The organism is Bacillus sp. LR_5 (genome assembly GCF_042709275.1).
Genome location: NZ_JAVAXX010000004.1, coordinates 46951 through 72182, shown reverse-complemented (window position 1 = coordinate 72182; position 25232 = coordinate 46951). Strand labels below are relative to the sequence as shown.

Annotated in this window: 2 protein-coding genes (1 of these 2 running past the window's edge); both read left to right on the top strand. The window is 47.1% G+C overall.

Translation table 11 applies throughout. The annotated features are described in order from the left end of the window. Positions 1–11626, top strand: partial view of a polyketide synthase PksJ gene (pksJ, locus tag RAC86_RS02015; protein WP_377885358.1) — the 3' portion only. Its footprint begins 3506 nt before the window's first position; 11626 of the gene's 15132 nt are visible here — the last part of the coding sequence; its start codon lies off the left edge, out of view; the stop codon is at positions 11624–11626. Then, complete coding sequence (gene pksL, locus RAC86_RS02010; RefSeq protein WP_377885356.1) at positions 11610–25232, top strand: polyketide synthase PksL; 13623 nt, start codon at positions 11610–11612, stop codon at positions 25230–25232. The genes pksJ and pksL overlap by 17 nt, the downstream gene beginning before the upstream one ends.

The window sequence follows — 25232 nt, the reverse complement described above, 5'->3', positions numbered from 1 at the left end:
TAGAGCGGCTGTCAGCTATGAAGGTCAAACATTGACGTATCGGGAGCTTGATGAGAAAAGCACACAGCTGGCCATTTATTTGCAGGCGCATGGAGTGGGTCCTGACCGTCTGGCGGGGATCTATGTGGATCGATCGCTGGACATGCTAGTGGGTTTATTAGCGATCCTCAAGGCTGGGGGAGCGTATGTGCCGCTAGACCCGTCCTATCCGGCTGAACGATTAGAATACATGCTTGAGGACAGTGAAGTTTTCATTACACTGACGACATCGGAATTAGTAAATACGTTGAGTTGGAACGGTGTCACAACAGCTCTTTTAGATCAAGATTGGGATGAAATTGCTCAAACAGCCTCTGATCGAAAAGTGCTTACACGCACTGTCACGCCGGAGAACTTGGCATATGTCATTTATACATCCGGCAGCACAGGAAAGCCAAAAGGTGTCATGATACCGCATAAAGCTTTGACAAACTTTCTCGTTTCGATGGGGGAAACACCAGGTCTTACGGCAGAGGATAAAATGCTTGCTGTCACAACCTATTGTTTTGATATCGCAGTTCTGGAATTATTTTTGCCTTTAATAAAGGGCGCACACTGCTATATTTGTCAAACGGAGCATACAAAAGACGTTGAAAAACTGAAACGGGACATCCGCACAATCAAACCGACAGTGATGCAGGCAACCCCCGCTACGTGGAAGATGCTCTTTTATTCAGGCTGGGAAAATGAAGAGAACGTGAAAATTTTATGCGGAGGCGAAGCATTGCCTGAGACATTAAAACGATATTTCTTAGATACGGGCAGCGAAGCCTGGAATATGTTCGGGCCAACCGAAACAACTATCTGGTCAGCGGTTCAGCGCATTAACGATGAATGCTCTCGTGCCACGATAGGAAGGCCAATCGCCAATACACAAATCTATATTACGGATTCTCAGCTCGCGCCAGTGCCGGCAGGTGTCCCGGGTGAGCTGTGCATTGCAGGAGACGGTGTGGCGAAGGGCTACTACAAAAAGGAAGAATTAACGGATTCGAGATTCATTGACAACCCTTTTGAGCCTGGGTCTAAGCTTTATAGAACGGGAGACATGGCCCGCTGGCTTCCGGGAGGGCGAATTGAATATATAGGCCGCATCGATAATCAAGTAAAAATCCGCGGATTCCGTATTGAACTTGGTGATATTGAAAGCAGGCTTAGTGAGCATCCCGGCATTCTGGAATGCGTTGTGGTCGCAGATATGGATAACCTAGCTGCCTATTATACAGCTAAACATGCAAATGCTTCTCTCACAGCGAGAGAGCTGCGTCATTTTGTGAAAAACGCTTTGCCTGCCTATATGGTGCCTTCTTATTTTATTCAGCTTGATCATATGCCGTTAACTCCGAACGGAAAGATAGATAGAAACAGCCTTAAGAATATCGATTTATCAGGGGAGCAGCTAAAGCAAAGGCAGACCTCTCCTAAGAACATTCAGGATACTGTTTTTACCATTTGGCAGGAAGTGCTGAAAACGAGTGACATTGAATGGGATGACGGATTTTTCGATGTGGGCGGGGATTCGCTTCTCGCGGTCACTGTGGCTGATCGCATCAAACATGAACTATCCTGTGAGTTTTCTGTCACAGACCTGTTTGAGTATTCAACCATTAAAAATATCAGCCAGTACATCACTGAACAGCGAATGGGCGATGCAAGTGACCATATGCCGACAGACCCGGCAGCTCATATAGAAGATCAGTCTACCGAGATGAGTGATCTCCCAGACTATTATGACGATAGTGTAGCGATTATTGGCATATCGTGTGAATTTCCAGGGGCAAAAAATCATGATGAATTTTGGGAGAACCTCAGAGACGGCAAGGAAAGCATAGCGTTTTTCAATAAAGAAGAGCTTCAGCGCTTTGGCATTTCAAAGGAGATAGCGGAGAATGCCGACTATGTCCCGGCTAAAGCTTCAATTGAGGGGAAAGACAGATTTGATCCAAGCTTCTTTCAAATCTCTCCTAAAGACGCTGAATTTATGGACCCTCAGCTTCGGATGCTGCTGACTCATTCATGGAAAGCAATAGAAGATGCCGGTTATGCTGCAAGACAGATTCCGCAAACCAGTGTTTTTATGTCGGCAAGCAATAATTCTTATCGCGCGCTGCTGCCGTCAGATACAACAGAGAGCCTAGAGACGCCGGACGGCTATGTTTCGTGGGTGCTTGCACAGAGTGGGACGATCCCGACAATGATTTCTCATAAGCTCGGGCTGAGAGGGCCAAGCTATTTCGTTCATGCCAACTGCTCATCATCTCTGATTGGATTGCATTCTGCCTATAAAAGCCTCCTGTCGGGTGAATCTGATTATGCTTTAGTTGGCGGTGCAACGCTGCATACCGAGTCAAATATCGGATATGTGCATCAGCCTGGGCTGAACTTTTCGAGTGATGGACATATTAAAGCTTTTGACGCTTCAGCTGACGGAATGATAGGCGGTGAGGGCGTTGCTGTTGTATTGCTGAAAAAAGCAGCTGATGCTGTAAAGGACGGGGATCATATCTATGCCTTGCTGAGAGGCATTGGTGTAAATAACGACGGCGCTGACAAAGTCGGCTTTTATGCTCCAAGCGTTAAAGGCCAGGCTGACGTGGTCCAACAGGTCATGAATCAAACGAAGATACAGCCTGAATCCATCTGCTATGTAGAAGCACACGGGACCGGAACGAAGCTGGGGGACCCGATCGAGCTGGCGGCTTTAACAAACGTTTACAGGCAATATACAAATAAAACGCAATTTTGCGGCATTGGGTCGGTGAAAACCAATATCGGACATTTAGATACAGCCGCCGGTCTTGCGGGCTGCATTAAGGTTGTGATGAGTCTTTATCATCAAGAGCTTGCACCGAGTATCAATTATAAGGAGCCGAATCCAAATACAGACTTAGCCAGCTCTCCTTTTTACGTCGTCGATCAAAAGAAAACGTTAAGCCGTGAGATCAAAACGCACAGGGCTGCACTTAGCTCGTTCGGGCTTGGCGGGACAAATACCCATGCCATTTTTGAACAATTCAAAAGGGATTCAGATAAGGGAAAGATAGACGGAACCTGCATCGTCCCGATCTCGGCGAAAAATAAAGAGAGGCTGCAAGAGTATGCAGAAGACATTCTGGCCTATTTAGAAAGAAGAGGGCTTGAGAACAGCCAGCTGCCTGATTTTGCGTATACCCTTCAGGTGGGGCGCGAAGCGATGGAGCATCGCGTTGTCTTTATTGCCGATCATGTAAATGAGTTAAAACAGAGGCTCACAGATTTTATCAATGGTAAAACAGCGATTGAAGGCTGTTTTCAAGGAAGTAAGCACAATGCAAGAGAGGTTTCATGGCTGACGGAGGATGAGGACAGCGCTGAACTCATACGTAAGTGGATGGCCAAAGGAAAAGTAAACAAGCTTGCAGAAATGTGGAGCAAGGGAGCGAATATAGATTGGATGCAGCTTTACAAGGGTGAGCGCCCAAACAGAATGAGTCTGCCGACTTATCCATTTGCAAAGGAACGATACTGGCCGTCGCAGGATGACCGCAAACCGGTGGCGCAGATATCCGGAAATCAGACAGGGATCGGCTCTATTCATCCATTGCTTCATCAGAATACATCTGATTTTTCTGAACAGAAATTCAGTTCGGTTTTCACTGGTGACGAATTTTTCCTGAGAGACCATGTGGTAAGAGGAAAGCCTGTGCTTCCTGGTGTTGCGTACCTTGAAATGGCGTACGCGGCTATAAACCAGGCGGCAGGAAGTGAAATTGGCCAAGATGTCAGAATCAGATTGAATCATACAGTCTGGGTTCAGCCTGTTGTGGTTGACAGACATTCAGCTCAAGTGGATATCAGTCTCTTCCCTGAAGAAGATGGAAAAATCACCTTTGACATTTACAGTACACAGGAAGACGGGGACGACCCTGTTATTCATAGTCAAGGCAGTGCGGAGCTGGCATCTGCCGCCGAAACGCCAGTCGCAGACCTCACTGAAATGTCACGCCGCTGCGGCAAAGGAAAGATGTCGCCTGATCAATTTTACGAAGAAGGCAGAAGCAGAGGAATGTTCCATGGTCCGGCCTTTCAAGGAATTAAGAATGTGAATATAGGAAACAGAGAGGTTTTGGCGCAGCTGCAGCTTCCGGAAATCGTTTCTGGAACGAATGAACAGTTTGTGCTGCACCCAAGTATCATGGACTCCGCCTTGCAGACAGCAACAATATGCATCATGCAGGAATTGACGGATCAAAAGCTGATTTTGCCATTTGCGCTTGAGGAGCTTGAGGTGATCAAAGGGTGTTCTTCTTCTATGTGGGCTTATGCTCGCTTAAGTGACAGCGATCACTCCGGAGGGGTTGTTCAGAAAGCGGATATCGATGTCATTGACGAGAGTGGAAGCGTATGTGTCAGGATCAAAGGATTCTCAACGAGAGTATTAGAAGGGGAGGTTCATACTTCAAAGCCTTCAACACGGTACGAACGCTTAATGCTTGAACCGGTGTGGGAAAAACAGAATGAAGAACGAGAGGACGAAGATCCTTCGTACACGGAGCATATCATTGTTCTCTTCGAAACTGAACGAAGTGTCACAGACAGCATTGCCTCCCACATGAAAGATGTCCGTGTGATTACTCTAAACGAAGCTGAAGGACATATTGCTGAACGTTATCAATGTTACATGCAGAACATTTTTGAACTCCTGCAAAGCAAGGTCCGTGAACTTTCTGCAGGCCGTATCATCATTCAAGCGATTGTTCCGCTGGAAAAAGAGAAGCAATTGTTTGCCGGCGTTTCCGGTCTGTTTAAAACAGCAGAAATAGAGTTCAGCAAACTGACTGCTCAGGTCATCGAAATTGAGAAACCTGAAGAGATGATAGACCTTCACCTCAAGCTGAAAGACGACAGCCAGAGACCATTTGACAAACAGATTCGATATGAGGCTGGACACCGTTTTGTGAAAGGCTGGAGGGAAATGGTGCTTCCTTCAGCTGATATGCTTCACATGCCGTGGAGAGACGAAGGCGTTTATCTAATCACAGGCGGAGCAGGAAGCTTAGGCCTTCTGTTTGCAAAGGAAATTGCCAATCGAACTGGCCGGTCTACTATTGTGCTGACGGGACGATCTGTTTTAAGTGAGGATAAGGAAAACGAGCTGGAGGCTCTTCGAAGCATCGGAGCGGAGGTTGTCTATCGGGAGGCTGATGTAAGTGATCAGCATGCGGTTCGTCATCTTTTGGAGGAAATCAAAGAAAGATATGGCACTCTCAATGGAATTATTCACGGTGCAGGCAGCATTAAAGATCGCTTCATCATTCATAAAACGAATGAAGAGTTTCAAGAAGTGTTGCAGCCAAAAGTGAGCGGGTTGTTACATGTAGACGAATGCAGCAAGGATTTCCCATTGGACTTTTTCATTTTCTTCTCTTCTCTTTCGGGATGTTTAGGAAACGCTGGACAAGCCGATTATGCGGCAGCCAATTCGTTTATGGATGCATTTGCTGAATACCGCCGTTCTCTTGCGGCATCAAAAAAGAGATTCGGCTCCACCATTTCCTTCAATTGGCCGTTATGGGAAGAAGGCGGTATGCAAGTCGGCGCTGAAGATGAAAAGAGAATGCTGAAAACGACGGGAATGGTCCCGATGCCGACAGATAGTGGCTTGAAAGCATTTTATCAAGGGATAGTATCTGATAAGCCGCAAGTTTTTGTGATGGAAGGACAGCTTCAGAAAATGAAGCAAAAACTGCTTTCCGCAGGATCGAAAGCCAAGCGGAACGATCAGAGAAAGGCGGATCAGGATCAAGGACAAACTAGAAAATTGGAAGCAGCCTTAATCCAAATGATTGGCGCAATTTTGAAAGTAAACACTGACGATATCGATGTCAACACAGAGCTGAGTGAGTACGGATTCGACTCAGTTACATTCACTGTCTTTACAAACAAGATCAACGAAAAATTTCAGTTGGAGCTAACACCGACCATTTTCTTTGAATATGGTAGCGTCCAAAGCCTGGCTGAATATGTAGTTGCTGCGTATCAGGGCGAATGGAATCAAGATGCTACTGCTAAAGGCAAAGATGAAAGAACAAACTTAGTGCACAGTTTAAGCAGCCTGGAGGCATCATTAAGCAACATGGTCAGTGCAATTTTAAAAGTAAATAGTGAAGATATTGATGTCAATACAGAGCTGAGTGAATACGGATTTGATTCCGTTACATTTACGGTCTTTACAAACAAGATTAACGAAGAATTTCAGTTGGAGCTAACGCCGACCATTTTCTTTGAATATGGAAGCATCCACAGCCTGGCTGAGTATTTGACCGTTGAACATGGTGACACCCTGGTTCAGGAGCGAGAAAAACCAGAGGGGCAGGAAGAGTTACAGACAAAATCATCTGAAGCGCCGAAAATCACATCACGTAGAAAGCGCCGCTTTACACAGCCTATTATTGCAAAAGCAGAAAGAAACAAAAAGCAGGCTGCCGATTTTGAGCCGGTTGCAATTGTCGGCATCAGCGGCCGGTTCCCTGGCGCTATGGATATAGACGAATTTTGGAAAAACCTAGAAGAAGGAAAAGACAGCATCACAGAAGTTCCAAAAGATCGATGGGATTGGCGGGAGCATTATGGAAACCCAGACACTGACGTCAATAAAACCAACATCAAATGGGGTGGGTTTATTGATGGTGTCGCAGAGTTTGATCCGTTGTTTTTTGGTATTTCGCCGCGAGAAGCTGATTATGTAGACCCTCAGCAGCGCTTGTTAATGACATACGTGTGGAAGGCATTGGAAGATGCGGGTTGCTTGCCGCAAAGCCTTTCGGGTACAGGGACTGGTATCTTTATCGGTACGGGAAACACCGGTTATAAAGATCTATTCCATAGAGCGAATCTTCCAATTGAAGGCCATGCTGCTACAGGTCATATGATTCCTTCGGTAGGCCCGAATAGAATGAGTTATTTTTTAAATATTCATGGTCCGAGCGAGCCAGTAGAGACGGCTTGTTCCAGTTCTCTTGTAGCCATTCACCGTGCTGTGACTGCGATGCAAAACGGTGATTGTGAGATGGCGATCGCTGGAGGCGTGAATACGATCTTAACCGAGGAGGCGCATATTAGCTACAGCAAGGCGGGGATGCTCAGCAAAGACGGCAGGTGTAAAACCTTCTCTGCCGATGCGAATGGCTATGTCAGAGGCGAAGGGGTCGGAATGGTCATGTTGAAAAAGCTGGAAGATGCCGAGCGCGACGGAAATCATATTTACGGCGTTATTCGGGGGACGGCGGAAAATCACGGCGGAAGAGCCAATACCCTGACATCGCCTAATCCGAAAGCACAAGCTGATTTGTTGGTGCGTGCATATCGCCAAGCAGGCATAGATCCAAGCACTGTCACATATATCGAAGCACATGGAACAGGGACGGAATTGGGCGATCCGATTGAAATAAATGGGCTGAAAGCTGCGTTTAAGGAACTATCCAATATGAGAGGCGAGAGCCAGCCGGATGTTCCGGATCACCGTTGCGGCATCGGCTCAGTTAAAAGCAATATCGGTCATTTAGAGCTAGCAGCAGGTATTTCCGGTTTGATCAAAGTGCTTTTGCAAATGAAGCATAAAACGTTAGTGAAAAGCCTGCATTGCGAGACGCTTAATCCTTATCTTCAGCTGACTGACAGTCCGTTTTACATCGTTCAGGAAAAACAGGAATGGAAGTCTGTCACAGCTCGCGACGGAAACGAGCTTCCGCGCCGTGCCGGAATCAGTTCGTTTGGGATTGGCGGAGTAAACGCGCATATTGTGATTGAAGAATATATGCCAAAAGCCAATTCAGAACACACGGCTACAGAACAGCCAAACGTGATTGTGCTGTCGGCTAAAAATAAAAGCAGGCTGATGGATCGTGCTTCGCAATTGCTTCAGGCGATTCGCAATAAAAAATATACAGATCAGGAGTTGCACCGCATCGCTTACACCCTGCAGGTCGGGCGCGAGGAAATGGATGAGCGTCTGGCGTGTGTTGCGGGGACGATGCAGGAACTTGAAGAGAAACTGCAGGCGTTTGTTGACGGTAAGGAAGAAACAGACGAATTTTTCCGGGGACAGTCTCATCGAAATAAAGAGACCCAGACTATTTTTACAGCGGATGAAGATATGGCGTTGGCACTTGATGCTTGGATCAGAAAAAGAAAATACGCCAAACTTGCTGATTTATGGGTCAAAGGGGTCTCAATCCAGTGGAACACATTATACGGAGAGACCAAACCGCGCCTGATCAGCCTCCCTTCATATCCGTTTGCGAAGGATCACTATTGGGTGCCGGCAAAGGAACATTCAGAAAGAGACAAAAAAGAACTGGTTAATGCAATTGAAGATCGGGCTGCATGCTTTTTGACGAAACAATGGAGTTTGAGTCCAATTGGCTCAGCAGTGCCGGGGACAAGAACCGTTGCCATCCTGTGCAATCAAGAGACAGCAGATTTAGCAGCAGAATTGTCTTCGTATTTTCCGAATCATCTCTTATTAGATGTGAGCCGGATAGAAAATGATCAGTCAGACATTGATTGGAAAGAGTTTGACGGCCTAGTGGATGTCATCGGATGCGGTAGGGATGATGAGGGCCGGCTGGATTGGATTGAATGGGTGCAAAGACTGGTTGAATTCGGGCATAAAGAGGGGCTCAGGCTGCTTTGTGTGACGAAGGGGCTCGAATCGTTTCAAAACACATCTGTCCGGATGGCTGGCGCCTCACGGGCTGGGTTGTATCGAATGCTCCAATGCGAGTACAGCCATCTTATATCAAGGCATATGGATGCTGAGGAGGTTACTGATCATCGCCGTCTCGCGAAATTGATCGCTGATGAGTTTTATTCCGATTCTCATGATGCCGAGGTTTGCTACAGAGATGGTTTACGGTACCAAGCTTTTCTAAAAGCTCATCCGGAAACAGGTAAGGCCACGGAACAAAGCACGGTCTTCCCGAAAGATCATGTGCTTCTCATTACAGGCGGCACACGAGGCATCGGACTATTATGCGCCCGTCATTTTGCAGAGTGCTATGGAGTGAAAAAACTGGTGCTGACCGGACGAGAACAGCTTCCTCCGCGAGAGGAATGGACTCGTTTTGACACCTCGAACACATCAGTTGCCCAGAAAATCCAGGCAGTGCGGGAGCTGGAAGCGAAGGGTGTACAGGTGGAGATGCTGTCACTGACGTTATCTGATGATGCTCAGGTTGAGCAAACGCTGCAACATATCAAGCGAACATTAGGACCGATTGGCGGTGTCATTCATTGTGCAGGTCTGACGGATATGGATACGCTGGCATTTATCCGAAAAACTTCAGATGATATTCAGCGGGTGCTGGAACCTAAGGTGTCAGGTCTTACAACGTTATATCGCCATGTGTGTAACGAGCCTTTACAGTTTTTTGTCTTATTTTCTTCTGTTTCAGCCATTATTCCGGAGCTTTCGGCGGGACAAGCTGACTATGCGATGGCCAATAGCTATATGGATTATTTTGCAGAAGCACATCAGAAACATGTGCCGATCATCAGTGTTCAGTGGCCGAACTGGAAAGAAACCGGTATGGGTGAAGTGACAAATCAAGCGTATCGGGACAGCGGCTTGTTGAGCATTACGAATTCAGAAGGCTTACGTTTTCTAGATCAAATTTTATCGAAAATGTTCGGAGCGGTTGTTCTCCCTGCAATGGCGAATCAAACAAACTGGGAGCCGGAACTGCTGATGAAGAGGAGGAAACCGCATGAGGGCGGTTTGCAGGAAGCTGCTTTACAGAGCCCGCCAGCCAGAGACACTGAAGAGGCCGATGAAGTTTCCAAAAGTGATGGATTATTATCTGAAACACAGTCCTGGCTTGTTGATCTGTTTACCGAAGAGCTGAGAATAGATCGTGAAGACTTCGAGATTGACGGGTTGTTTCAGGATTATGGCGTGGATTCGATCATTTTGGCACAGGTGCTCCAGCGTATAAACCGCAAATTAGAGGCAGCGCTCGATCCATCGATTCTATATGAATACCCGACAATTCAAAGGTTCGCAGATTGGCTGATCGGTTCTTATTCCGAAAGGCTGTCCGCTTTATTCGGAGGCAGGATATCTGATGCATCAGCACCTTTGGAGAACAAAATAGAGGCGGAGGCATCTGTTCCTGCGGAGGATCGAGCTCTTACACCTCAGATTCAGGCGCCAGCGATTTTGTCACCGGACTCTCATGCAGAAGGTATTGCCGTTGTCGGACTCTCTTGCCGATTCCCTGGGGCAGATACATTGGAGTCATATTGGTCGTTACTATCCGAGGGGCGTTCGTCAATCGGCCCGATTCCGGCAGAGCGTTGGGGCTGTAAGACGCCATATTATGCCGGCGTGATTGATGGCGTCAGCTATTTTGATCCTGATTTCTTTTTGCTTCACGAAGAAGACGTAAGGGCGATGGATCCGCAAGCACTGCTCGTGTTGGAAGAGTGTCTGAAACTCTTGTATCACGCCGGTTATACGCCTGAGGAAATAAAGGGCAAGCCCGTCGGTGTTTATATCGGAGGCAGAAGCCAGCACAAACCTGATGAACACAGCCTTGATCATGCCAAGAATCCGATCGTGACAGTCGGCCAAAATTATTTAGCCGCTAATCTTTCACAATTTTTTGATGTCCGCGGCCCAAGTGTTGTAGTTGACACTGCATGCTCGTCAGCTTTGGTCGGCATGAATATGGCCATTCAGGCGCTGCGTGGCGGAGATATTCAATCCGCCATAGTCGGCGGTGTCAGCTTGCTGAGCTCAGATGCCTCTCACAGGCTGTTTGACCGGCGCGGCATTTTAAGCAAGCATTCATCCTTCCATGTGTTTGATGAGCGTGCTGACGGAGTTGTGTTAGGTGAAGGCGTCGGAATGGTCATGCTAAAAACCGTAAAACAGGCACTGGAAGACGGAGATACCATATATGCTGTCGTCAAAGCGGCCTCGGTCAATAACGACGGAAGAACGGCGGGGCCTGCAACACCTAATCTTGAGGCGCAAAAGGAAGTCATGAAAGATGCGCTTTTCAAAAGCGGAAAAAAACCAGAGGACATCAGCTACCTTGAGGCAAACGGGTCAGGTTCAATCGTAACCGATCTCCTTGAGCTAAAAGCGATCCAATCAGTGTACCGTTCTGGGCACTCATCGCCTCTTTCTCTTGGCTCAATCAAGCCAAACATCGGGCATCCGCTATGTGCTGAAGGGATCGCCAGCTTCATTAAGGTTGTGCTGATGCTGAAAGAGCGCCGCTTTGTCCCATTTTTATCAGGTGAAAAAGAGATGACGCATTTCGATCAACAGAAAGCGAACATCACGTTCAGCCGAGCCCTGGAAAAATGGACAGATTCGCAGCCTACTGCGGCTATTAACTGCTTTGCCGATGGGGGGACGAATGCCCATGTCATCGTAGAGGCGTGGGAAAAAGATGAAAAACACGCCATCAAGCGCAGTCCAATATCGCCTCCTCAATTAAAGAAACGAATGCTTTCGCCAGGCGAGACAAAGCTGGAAGCGGAGACTTCGAAAATGACTGCGGCAAACATATGGGATACTTATGAGGTGGAGGTCTAACGTGAAAAAGATAACGAAACAACTCACATTATCGTTAAAAAATCCGTTTATTTATCACCATGTGGTTTACGGACAAAATGTCCTGCCGGGATTGGCTTATATCGATATAATCTACCAGATATTCAGAGAACACGGCTTCTCCTGCTCAGAGCTTCAGCTGCGGAATTTATCTATCTATCAGCCATTGACGGCGGAACAGGATGCAGTAATTGTTCTGAATATCCAATGCGCGGAGAAAAAAGAAGGACAGTGGCAAATCACAGCCAAGGGAATTGAAAAACGTGCCGGGAAAGAAGCTTCAGAAGAAAAGCTCTATATGAAGGCTGACATGCACGCAGACTCCCCAGCCATATTTGAAGAAACACTGGATTTCAGTCAAATCAAAGCATCTGCACAGAACGTTGTTCAGCTTGATGATGTATATGAACAATGCAGACGTCAGGAATTGGTGCACAGCGAATATATGAAAGCAAAAGGCTGCATCTATGAAGAGGAAGACGGCGTCCTTCTTGAGCTTTCTCTCGGTTCGGAGGCCATGCTTCACGCAGAAGGCTTTATGTTTCACCCGACTCTCATAGACGGGAGCGGGGTGGGTGCCAATCATTTGCTCACATCTTTGCTTAAAGGAGAACAGAGGCTGTATTTGCCTCTGTTCTATGAATCCTTTTCAGCTTCTGGACTTTTGCAGTCGGATTGCATGACAAGAATTAGGCACTCCTCCGTCCGGCGGGAAAAAGAGCTGATTTATGTAACACTTGAATTTTTTAATGCGTCGGGAGAAAAAGTGGCTGAGTTGAAAAACTTTACAAGCAAATTGGTGCGAGAAGCGGAGCTGATTAGCGGAAAACATCAAGATGCACAGGAGACACAGATGACAAGAGCGGACACTGCTGAGCGTGATAAACCTGCTGACATGGTATCTTCTCCCGTTAATTCCTATAGTGAGGCTGAACAGTTCGTAAGCCAATTAATCGCAGAGAAAATCAATAAGCCGGTAGAACAAGTTGAAAAACAGGTCGGTTATTACCAAATGGGACTGAATTCATCGGGCTTGCTTGAGGTGGTAGAAACGATCAGTGATAAGATCGGTGAGAGTCTTTCGCCGACTCTTCTGTTTGAGCATACCACCATAGCGGAGCTGTCAGCGTTTCTTGCCGAGGAATATGCTGAGCATTTTAGTGCCGCTGGTTCTCTTGGCCTTGGCCAGAATGAAAGAGCACGCGTTTCCGACACAATAAACGATCGTAAGACTGTTGAAGCTTCTCGTCCTGCACCTATTGAGGCAGCAGGCGATATTGCGATTATCGGCTTGGCGGGCAGGTATCCGAAGGCAGCCAATATTCATGAATTTTGGAACAATCTGAAAGAGGGGAAGGACTGCGTTAGCGAGATTCCTGAGGCGCGCTGGGATTGGCAGCGACTTGAAGGAATCACATCTCCTTCGGGTAAGGACATTTCCAAATGGGGAGGATTTATTGATGATCCCGACTGCTTCGATCCCCAATTTTTCAGAATCACGCCAAGAGAAGCGGAGACAATGGACCCTCAAGAGCGGCTGTTTTTAGAAACATGCTGGGAAACGATTGAGGATGCGGGCTATACGCCAAAGACGTTGGCCAAGCCTAAAGGACGAAATAAAAGGCAGCATGTAGGAGTTTTTGCCGGTGTCATGCACAAGGATTATACATTAGTCGGAGCTGAAGAAGCATCAGCAGAAAATGTGTTTCCTCTTTCGCTCAACTATGCGCAAATCGCCAACCGTGTTTCTTACTTTTGTAATTTCCACGGTCCGAGTATGGCTGTCGATACGGTATGTTCATCCTCTTTGACCGCAGTGCACTTGGCGTTGGAAAGCATACGTCACGGTGAGTGCGATGTTGCGTTAGCAGGCGGAGTGAACCTGTCTTTGCACCCGAATAAATATATGACATACGGGGTCTGGGATATGTTTTCCACTGACGGGCACTGCCGTACGTTTGGAAAGGATGGGGACGGTTATGTGCCTGCCGAGGGTATAGGCGCGGTTTTATTAAAGCCTTTGCGCCAGGCGGAAGAAGACGGAGATCGCATTTATGCGGTTATTAAAGGAAGTGCTGTGAATCATGTGGGCACTGTAAGCGGCATTTCAGTGCCGAGCCCTGTTTCTCAAGCTGATCTGATTGAGACATGCTTGGAGAAAACGGGAATCGACCCGCGGACGATCAGTTATGTGGAAGCCCATGGAACCGGCACGTCCTTAGGAGATCCGATCGAAATACAGGGATTAGTGAAAGCGTTCCGCCAATATACGCAGGATCGGCAGTTCTGTTCAATCGGTTCTGTAAAGTCAAACATTGGGCACGCCGAATCCGCCGCGGGGATCAGCGGTTTAAGCAAGGTTGCCCTTCAGCTTCACCATCAAAAACTTGTGCCTTCTTTGCATTCGGAAGAACTGAATCCGTACGTTGATTTTGAAAAGTCTCCATTTTATGTACAGCATGAAACAGAAACGTGGAAGCAGCCTGTTATCAAGGAGAATGGGGAAGAGGTCCCTTATCCGCGGCGGGCGGGTATCAGTTCCTTCGGAGCAACTGGTTCAAACGCACATATTATCCTTGAGGAATATATTCCTCAAGCAGCGGAGCAGGACGTTTCTTTGTCCTCAGATTCTGACATATCCGCAGTTATTCCGCTTTCTGCCCGTAATCAAGAACGTCTCCGTGTATATGCAAAACGTCTCTTGGATTTTCTTCATGATGGGATTCAGATTAGAGATTTGGCGTATACATTGCAGGTAGGCCGTGAACCGATGGAAGAACGGGTTACTTTCTTAGCATCAGGAATTCAAGAATTGAGCGACCAATTGAAGGCTTTTATAGAAGGACGAAAAACCATTCAGCATTGCTGGAAGGGCCGCGTGTCGAGAGGAAGCGAACCATCGCGTCCCGCCGAATCGGTACATAAATTGCTGGAGCAAAGAAAACTCGATCAGATTGCGGAGCAGTGGGCGAACGGATCTGGTGTTGACTGGAAGCTGCTTTACGAGGGAAGCAAACCAAAGCGGATCAGCCTGCCGACTTACCCATTTGAGAGGGTGCGTTATTGGGTGCCGAAATCGGAGAAAAAGACTGATCGTTCAAAACAGGAGCGGCACATCCTGCATCCTCTTCTGCATCAAAATGTGTCCGACATATCGGGTGTCCGCTTCCGTTCAGCGTTTACAGGACGTGAATTTTTCTTGAAGGATCATGTCATAAAGGGCGAACACGTTTTACCTGGCGCAGCTTTATTGGAGATGGTTCGGGCAGCTGTGGAAAGGGCAGCTGTGGATCAGTTCCCGACAGGATTCCGGCTCCGGAATATCGTCTGGGTCCGGCCGTTCGCCGTCACGGAACAGCAGAAAGATATAGATGTACGTCTATATCCTGAGGAAAATGGTGAGATTACATTTGAAATCTGCCGGGACCCTGAAAGCGCAGAGGAGTCGCCGATTGTATATGGGCAAGGGAGTGCAGTGCTTTGTGAGGCTGGTGAAAATCCGGTTATCAACATTGAAGAATTGAAGGCAAGCTATAATGGCCGGACGCTGTCACCTTTTGATTGCTACGAGGCTTATACAGAAATGGGTATTCATTATGGTGACAGCCACAGAGCGATCGACAGCCTATATGCCGGCGAAAACGGAGTTCTAGTGAAATTGACGATGCCTCCTGTAATCTCTGATACAGAAGACCATTATATTCTGCATCCGAGCATGATAGATTCGGCATTTCAAGCATCTATCGGTTTGAGGCTGGGAGGAGCTACGAGTTTAGAAGACAGAAAGGCAATGCTGCCTTTTGCCATACAGGATGTCCAAATCTTCAAAGGCTGCGAGGCATCTATGTGGGCGCGGATCACATATAGCGAGGGCAGTACAGCTGGGGATCGTATGCAGAAGCTTGATATCGATTTATGCAATGAAGAGGGGCAGGTTTGCGTGCGATTGACGGGCTATTCTGCAAGAGTGTTAGAAACAGATCAAGAAGGTCCTTCTGAAGCGACTGACACGCTATTGTTCGAACATATTTGGGAAGAACGTGCTGCAGAGAGGCAAGAGCTCATAGAGTACGACACACATAAAATCGTTGTCTGTGATGTTGGAGAACAAATGGAAAGCCTCCAAAATTATCTTGACTGTACAGTTCTGCAGCATGATACAGAGACAATTGATGAACGGTTTGAAGGTTATGCCATACAGTTATTTGAAGAAATCAAACAGCTAATGCACTCAAAAACAGGGGGACATACATTCATTCAAGTGGCGGTGCCTGCGTTGGACGAGCCTCAGCTATTAAGCGGCTTAACTGGATTGCTCAAAACGGCTGAACTGGAAAATCCAAAACTGACAGGACAGTTGATCGAAATAGAGACCGGGATGTCAGCTGGTGACCTATTCGAAATATTGGAGGAAAACAGACGCTATCCGCGTGACACGCATATCCGCCACTGGCAAGGGAAGCGATTTGTAAGCAAGTGGAAAGAAGTGTCTGGTGAGCACCTAAGTGCTGACATGCCATGGAAGGATAAAGGCGTGTATCTGATCACAGGCGGTGCGGGCGGTCTTGGATTCATCTTTGCAACTGAAATTGCGAACCAAACGAATGACGCGGTTGTGATCCTGACAGGACGCTCTCCGCTTGATGAAAGGAAGAAGAAGAAGCTTAAAGCCTTACAGAAACTTGGCATCCAAGCGATTTACAGGCAAGCTGATCTGGCTGACAAACAAACGGTTGATGCCTTATTAAAAGAAACCCAAAACGTTTACGGAGACTTAGATGGCATCATTCACAGCGCCGGTTTAATAAAAGATAATTTCATTATGAAGAAAAAGAAAGAAGAGGTTCAAACCGTTCTTGCTCCAAAGGTAGCAGGACTGATTCACCTTGACGAAGCAACGAAAGATATTCCGCTCGATTTCTTTATCCTTTTTTCCTCAGGTGCCGGAGCAGTAGGAAGCGCGGGACAGGCTGATTATGCAATGGCCAATGCATTTATGAATGCATTCAGCGAATATCGCAATGGCCAAGCAGAGCTGCACAAGCGTTACGGAAAAACTCTTTCAGTGTGCTGGCCGCTGTGGAAAGACGGGGGCATGCAAATTGATGCGGAAACTGCAAGGATGCTGAAAAGAGAAACAGGCATGGTGGCCATGGAAACAGATCGTGGGATTCAGGCGCTATATCATGGCTGGACGTCAGGAAAGCCGCAAGTGTTAGTTGCTTCCGGTGTTACTGATCGGATTCGTGCATTTTTACATGAAACGGGACATGGCAAAGGCCAATCTCACGATATCAAAAAAAGCAGTCTCAATCAGGAGGCAGAAAAAGCAGACATGATCGGGGAAATTGATGAAGAGATACTAAGAGAAAAAGCGGAGAACTATTTTAAACAGGTGCTTTCTTCGGTGATTAAGCTGCCAGCCGGCCAGATTGATGCTGAAGCTCCTCTCGAGGATTACGGGATCGATTCTATCATGATCATGCATGTAACGGGTCAATTAGAAAAAGTATTCGGTTCTTTGTCCAAGACGTTGTTCTTTGAATATCAGGATATTCGCTCATTAACACGGTATTTTATTGATTCCCGCAGAGAAAAACTGCTGGACATCTTGGGAATTGAAACAGGAAAACCTTCTGTTGAAAGAAAATCAGAACCTGAAAAACAAGAAATCCCAGTTACCCTAAGAAAGTCTGGATTTCTTCCTTTGCGAGATAAAGAGCAGAAGCAGTTAAGAGAGAAGGAAACGGAAGAAATCGCGATCATCGGTATCTCAGGTCGCTATCCACAGGCAGACAACATTGATGAATTGTGGGAAAACCTGAGAGACGGTCGAGACTGTATTACTGAAATTCCTGCAGACCGCTGGGATCACAGTCTTTATTATGATGAAGATAAAGACAAGCCTGGAAAAACCTACAGCAAGTGGGGAGGCTTCTTGAAGGATGTAGACAAGTTTGATCCTCAGTTTTTCCATATTTCGCCGCGTGAGGCAAAATTAATGGACCCGCAAGAGCGTTTATTTTTGCAGTGCGTGTATGAAACGATGGAAGACGCAGGCTATACAAGAGAGCACCTCGGCCGTAAGCGTGATGCTGAGCTTGGCGGAAGCGTCGGTGTTTACGTCGGTGTCATGTACGAAGAATATCAGCTGTACGGGGCACAAGAGCAGGTGCGGGGAAGGTCTCTGGCTTTAACGGGAAATCCATCATCCATCGCGAACCGGGTATCTTATTATTTTGATTTTCACGGACCGAGTATTGCATTAGACACCATGTGTTCTTCTTCTTTAACGGCTATCCACTTGGCCTGCCAAAGCCTGCAGCGCGGAGAGTGTGAGGCGGCATTCGCGGGCGGCGTGAATGTGTCAATCCATCCAAATAAATATTTGATGCTCGGGCAGAACAAATTTATGTCCAGCAAAGGCCGGTGTGAAAGCTTCGGACAGGGCGGAGACGGCTATGTGCCGGGGGAAGGCGTTGGAGCAGTGCTTCTGAAGCCATTGTCTAAAGCAGTTGAAGATGGTGATCACATTTATGGAATCATTAAGGGGACTGCCATTAACCACGGGGGAAAAACAAACGGGTACTCAGTGCCCAATCCGAATGCCCAAGCAGATGTCATCAAAAAGGCGTTTGTGGAAGCGAAGGTTGATCCGCGGACAGTCAGTTACATCGAAGCCCACGGCACGGGAACCTCTCTCGGTGATCCTATTGAAATCACAGGGCTGTCCAAAGTGTTTACGCAAGAAACCGATGACAAACAATTTTGTGCAATAGGGTCAGCCAAATCAAATATCGGGCACTGTGAGAGTGCGGCAGGTATCGCAGGAGTAACGAAGGTATTGCTCCAAATGAAATACAGGCAGCTTGCGCCTTCCCTGCATTCAAACGTGCTGAACCCGAATATTGATTTCCTTAACTCGCCGTTTAAAGTACAGCAAGAGCTAGAAGAGTGGAAGAGGCCGATCATCAGTGTCAATGGCAAAGACATCGAATTACCGAGAATCGCAGGAGTCTCTTCATTTGGTGCCGGGGGTGTGAACGCCCATATTTTAATAGAAGAGTATGCTCCGGAACCTGTGGAGGAACGTTTACCAGCGAGGAAACAGCCGGCTGTCATTGTGCTCTCAGCAAAAAATGAGGAAAGACTTCAGAAACGCGCGGAGCGATTGCTGCATGCCATTCGTGAACAAACATATGTTGAAGCAGATTTACACCGAATTGCCTATACGCTGCAAGTCGGCCGGGAAGCGATGAACGAACGGCTGGCGTTCGTTGCGGAAACGATGCAGGAGCTTGAAGAAAAGCTGTATGAATGTATCTCCGGAACAGAAAATCGTGAATATGTCTATCGCGGACAAGTAAAGAGCAACAAAGAAGCCATTGCTGCTTTTGCTGCTGATGAGGATATGTCAAAAACAATTGAGGCATGGCTGCAAAAAGGCAAATATGCGAAGGTTTTAGACCTGTGGGTAAGAGGTTTGCGAATCGACTGGAGCACGCTATATCAGGATCAAAAACCGCGGCGCATCAGTTTACCTGCCTATCCTTTCTCAAGAGATCGCTATTGGATAGACGTAAATGCAAAGGCTGAGGAAAAAAGAACGGAGGAGCCATTCGCTCCGGTACAGCCCGTCCTTCCAAAGCCGTCTGTAACCAGAGAAGCCAGCAGCAAGCCTGCCAATATTACGTTACAGCCTTTAATGACCAATCAGGATCGTTTAGAGCGTGTTCCATCAGATACAGAAACAGAGACGATCACGGCGGAAGCCTTGTGCGATGAACTAACAGCGGGCTTAGCGGAAGTGCTGTACATGGACCAAAACGAGATTGATCCAGACGAAGCATTCATAGATATCGGTATGGACTCGATTACCGGGCTCGAATGGATAAAAGCAATAAATAAACAGTATGGCACATCACTAAATGTCACAAAGGTATATGATTATCCGACAACACGTGATTTCGCTGTTTACTTATCACACGAGTTAAGCACACAAGCTGGGGAGAAAAAACAAACGGAGACGTACACGCCGATCAGACAAAAAACAGCGGTACCTGCTGCAAAACCGGCTAATATATCTCTGCAGCCGTTAGAACATCATCAGCCAGTGCAAGAGGAAGCTGAAGAAACGATTCAATATGCAGCGGCAGAAATATCTGCATCAAGACAATATACTGTAGCAATTGAAACGCTGCATGAAAACTTGAGGGAAAGCATAGCAGACGTGTTATACATGGAGCCATACGAGGTGGATATTGACGAAGCGTTCATAGATATCGGAATGGACTCGATTACCGGACTCGAATGGATAAAAGCGGTGAACAAGCAATACGGAACGTCTTTTACGGTAACCAGAGTATATGATTATCCAACGATACGTGATTTTGCCGAAATGCTAAAGTCCGAGCTTGGAACTCATCTTGATAGAAAGATAGAGCATACTGACTCTTTCGAAGCAGCCCAGCAAAAGCCAGCAGCATCATCTCATCCAAAGCCGGCAGAACGGCCGCTACAGCCTGTTCAACATCCAATAAAGAAAGAACATGAGAAGAAAACGGTTCCTGTTCTTCAAGACCGCCCGGAGGATGCGATAGCGATTGTCGGGATGTCGGGAAGATACCCGGGCGCTCGTAATGTAAGAGAGTACTGGGATAACCTGGTTCATGCGAGAAATGCCATTCGGGACATTCCAACATCACGGTGGGATGTTGACAAATACTATGATCCTGTCCTCAACAAAAAAGGTAAAGTCTATTGCAAATCAATGGGGATGCTTGATGATATTGAACATTTTGATCCGTTGTTTTTTAATATTCCGCCGTCAGAAGCTGAACTGATGGACCCGCAGCATCGAATCTTTTTGCAGGAAGGCTATAAAGCCTTTGAGGACGCTGGGTACAACGCCCGAACTTTAAATGAGAAAAAATGCGGTGTATATCTCGGCATTATGAGCAATGAATACGGGGTCATGCTGAATCGGCAGTCAAGAGCAAATGCCACCGGAAACAGCTTTGCGATCGCAGCGGCGCGTATTCCGTATTTTCTAAATTTAAAAGGGCCAGCGATTCCTATTGATACCGCATGTTCATCTTCATTGGTCGGCACTCATTTAGCGCGCCAGGCACTTATAAACAAAGAAATTGATATGGCGCTGGTCGGCGGGGTCAGCTTATACCTGACGCCGGAATCTTACATGAGTATGTGTGAGGCCGGCATGCTTTCACCTGATGGACAATGTAAAGCATTTGACAATGGCGCGAATGGTTTTGTGCCCGGCGAGGGTGCGGGTGCGCTGGTATTGAAAAGGCTGAAAGATGCGGAAGCGGACCGTGACCATATTTATGGCATCATCATTGGCTCGGGTATTAATCAGGACGGGAAAACAAACGGAATCACGGCACCGAGTGCGAAAAGCCAAATGGATCTGGAAAGAGACATATATGAAACATACGGCATACATCCTGAGAGTATCAGTTATGTCGAGATGCACGGCACAGGAACAAAACAAGGCGATCCAATTGAATTAGAAGCTCTGTCCACCGTATTTCAAGAAAAAACAGACAAAAAGCAGTTTTGCGCAATCGGTTCCGTCAAAAGCAATATTGGCCATACATCCGCGGCGGCAGGAGTAGCCGGGGTTCAAAAAGTGTTATTGTGCATGAATCATAAAACACTTGTGCCGACATTGAACTTCACGACACCGAATGAGCATTTTGAATTTGAGCATTCTCCTTTATACGTAAATACGGAGCTTAAGCCTTGGGAAACGGGTGATGGAAAACCGCGGAGAGCATGTGTGAGCTCTTTCGGATATAGCGGAACGAATGCCCATATTGTGATAGAGGAATATCAGCCTGACAAGAGGTACGATCCATTAACAAAGCAGCACAGCTCAGCATTATTTGTACTTTCAGCGAAAAAAGAGAAGCAATTGAAGGCCTATGCGGAAGCAATGAAAGATTTCGTAACTTCCAATGAAGATATCGATCTGAAGGATATGGCATACACACTTCAGACGGGCCGGGAAGCAATGGATTATCGGCTGGCGTTTTTGGCGGATTCGAGAGAAATGCTGATCGAAACTTTAGATGATTATTTGGCTGAAATGCCGAACGGCAGCATATTTGCTGCTCACGTGAAAACGAAGAAGAGCGAAATCAAGCTGTTTGAAACGGATCATGATGCCAAAGCATTGCTGCAAACATGGATAGAGAAAAAAAGGCTGGAGAAAGTAGCGGAACTATGGGTGAAAGGGCTGCAGATAGATTGGAATGAGCTTTATGGAGAATACACGCCTCGTCGAATCAGCCTGCCTGCTTATCCGTTCGCGGAAGAGTATTACTGGCTGCCAACTCAAGAAGGTGAACCCGAAACCATTGCTACAGCACTCCCTCATTCCGAACTGGTGCCAAAGCGCTGCTTTCTGCGTAAACAGTGGCAGCCTTGTCCGATTGAACAGGCAGAAATGACGAATCAAACCGTCGCCATTTTGGCAAATGAGGAGACAATGGCATTAGCGGAAGAGCTTTCGACGTATTTCTCGACATACCGTATATTTGACAGTCAAGAGCTGGAGCGGATATCTGCTGCTGACTATGAACACGTTGCTGGAGCAATCGATCTGATCGGGTGCGGAACGAGCCATGAGCATTCTATGGGCTGGATAAACTGGCTCCAAAAGCTGATCGAGCAAGGACGTACAAGCAAGCATCATTTGACGGTCTTGGGTGTAACAAAGGGGCTGGAGGCCTACGCAAATGAAGGTGTTCTTTTGTCTGGTGCTTCACGGGCCGGTTTATACCGCATGCTTCAAAGTGAGTACAGCCATCTTACTTCAAGACATGCAGATATGGAATGCGAAGCCTCTCATGAGGAGCTGGCCAGACTGATTGCAGTTGAATATTATGCCAAGAGCACAGAATCAGAAGTCTGTTATCGAAACGGACAGCGATATCGCGCATATTTGACAGAGCAGCCAGCAGAAGCCGCTCTAAGTCATAAGCAAGTATCGTTTTCAACAGACAAAGTCCTGCTTATTACAGGCGGGACAAGAGGTCTCGGCTTGCTGTGTGCGCGGCATTTTGTGAAAACATACGGCGTTAAGCGGCTGGTCCTTATCGGCCGTGAAGAGCTTCCACCGCGTGACCAGTGGAATTTGGTAAAAGTTTCCTCGCTTGCCGAGAAAATAAAAGCCGTTCAAGAGCTAGAAGACATGGGTGCGCAAGTTCAGGTGCTGTCTCTGGATCTCACAGACAGGGTTGCTGTCGAACAGAGCCTGAAGACAATACACGAAACAATGGGGGCGATTGGCGGAGTCATCCATTGTGCCGGGATGGTGAACAAACAAAACCCGGCTTTTATCAGAAAATCACTAGAAGAGATCGGACAGGTGCTTGAACCGAAAGTCGAAGGTCTGCAAACGTTGTTTGACCTGCTTCAGGATGAACCATTGGCGTTTTTCACCTTGTTTTCATCAGTATCAGCGGCCATCCCTGCACTAGCAGCAGGACAAGCTGATTACGCGATGGCAAATGCTTTTATGGATTATTTTGCGGAGGCTCATCAAGATAAATGTCCCATTGTAAGCATTCAGTGGCCTAACTGGAAGGAGACCGGTTTAGGCGAGGTGCGAAGCAAAGCTTTAGAACAAACTGGATTGATCAGTTTGACAAACGACGAGGGATTACAGCTGCTTGACCAGATTCTATCAAACAGACAGTATGCTGTCGTGCTGCCGGCAGTACCAGATACAAACGTTTGGAAGCCGGATAAGCTGATGCAGCCGTCATTGCCTGTCGAAGCTCTCTCGCATCCTGAGATGAAAGAGCAAACCAGCACTCGCAACCTGTTCCCTGAAACAGTCGACTGGCTCGTAACTCTTTTTTCAGATGAACTGAAAATAGCTGCAGAAGACTTTGAAACGGATGAACCTTTCCAAGAATACGGAATCGACTCGATTATATTGGCCCAGCTGGTACAGCAGATGAACCAACAATTAAATGGAGATATTGATCCGTCAATCTTGTTTGAATACCCGACAATAGAATCCTTTGCACACTGGCTCATTTCGAAATATGACATATCAGCTGTTTTACAGCCATCTGTTCCTGAGAAACAGACACCTCTCAAGCCGCAATCAGCAATGAAACAGAAGCTGGTGCCAGAACAGCGGCCGCAACAGATAAGCCATGAAAAAACGGCACTTCTTGCTGAGGACATCGCTATCATCGGTCTTAGTTGCAGGTTCCCGGGAGCAGAAACCCCAGAGGAATACTGGGATTTAATACGTGATGGACGGTCTGCGATTGCGCCTGTTCCGCCTGAACGATTCGGGAACTCCAGCTCGAATTACGCGGGCCTCATTGATGAAATGAACCGATTTGATCATGATTTCTTCATGATGTCCGAAAGCGATGTCAGAGCGATGGACCCTCAAGCTTTGGCTGTATTGGAGGAAAGCCTGAAGCTATGGTATCACGCGGGTTATACAGAGAAAGAAGTGAAAGGCATGAGGGCTGGTGTTTATATAGGAGGCCGCAGCCAGCACAAGCCTGATCCGGCCAGTCTTTCAAAAGCAAAAAATCCGATAGTCGCTGGTGGACAAAACTATTTAGCGGCTAACATCTCACAATTTTTTGACTTGAAGGGACCGAGTATTGTCCTGGATACCGCTTGTTCCTCTGCACTGGTGGGGCTGAATATGGCCATTCAGGCTCTGCGAAGCGGAGATATTGAGGCAGCGGTTGTAGGCGGCGTCAGTTTGCTTGATGCTGATGCGCATCGAATGTTTCATGAGCGCGGACTTTTATGTGACAAACCGTCATTCCATATTTTTGATAAGCGGGCAGACGGTGTCATTTTAGGAGAAGGCGTGGGCATGGTTCTCGTCAAAACCGTCAGCCAAGCGGTTGAAGACGGAGATTCCATATATGCAGTCATTAAAGCCGCTGCGATTAATAATGACGGAAGAACGGCAGGCCCATCATCTCCGAATCTCGAGGCACAAAAGGACGTCATGCTGTCAGCGCTTGAAAAAAGCGGCAAAAAGACTGAAGAGATCAGCTATCTCGAAGCGAACGGATCGGGGTCGGCAGTAACAGATTTACTTGAATTAAAGGCAATCCAGTCCATTTACCGTTCTGAATCAAAGGCTCCGTTAGGGCTGGGATCGGTGAAACCTAACATCGGCCATCCATTATGTGCAGAGGGGATTGCGAGCCTGATTAAAGTAGCTTTAATGCTGAAGCATAGACAATTGGTTCCGTTCCTGTCAGGTAATGAAAATATGCCGTATTTTGATATAGAAAAAACAGATTTGTATTTCAGCAGATCGCAAGCCGAGTGGAAGGAGACAACGCCGGCTGCGGCAATTAATTGTTTTGCAGATGGCGGAACGAACGCCCATCTCATTATAGAAGCCTGGAATGAATCGGTTGCTCGTCCAATTAGAAGAAAACCTCTGCCTTTGCCGGAATTAAATAGGCAGCCCGTTTTAATCAAACCATCAGCTCAAAACGTGCAGGAAAAAGTGCATTCAGACACAGGGGCTTCTAAAGATATGTTTTGGAAAACTTTCAAATAA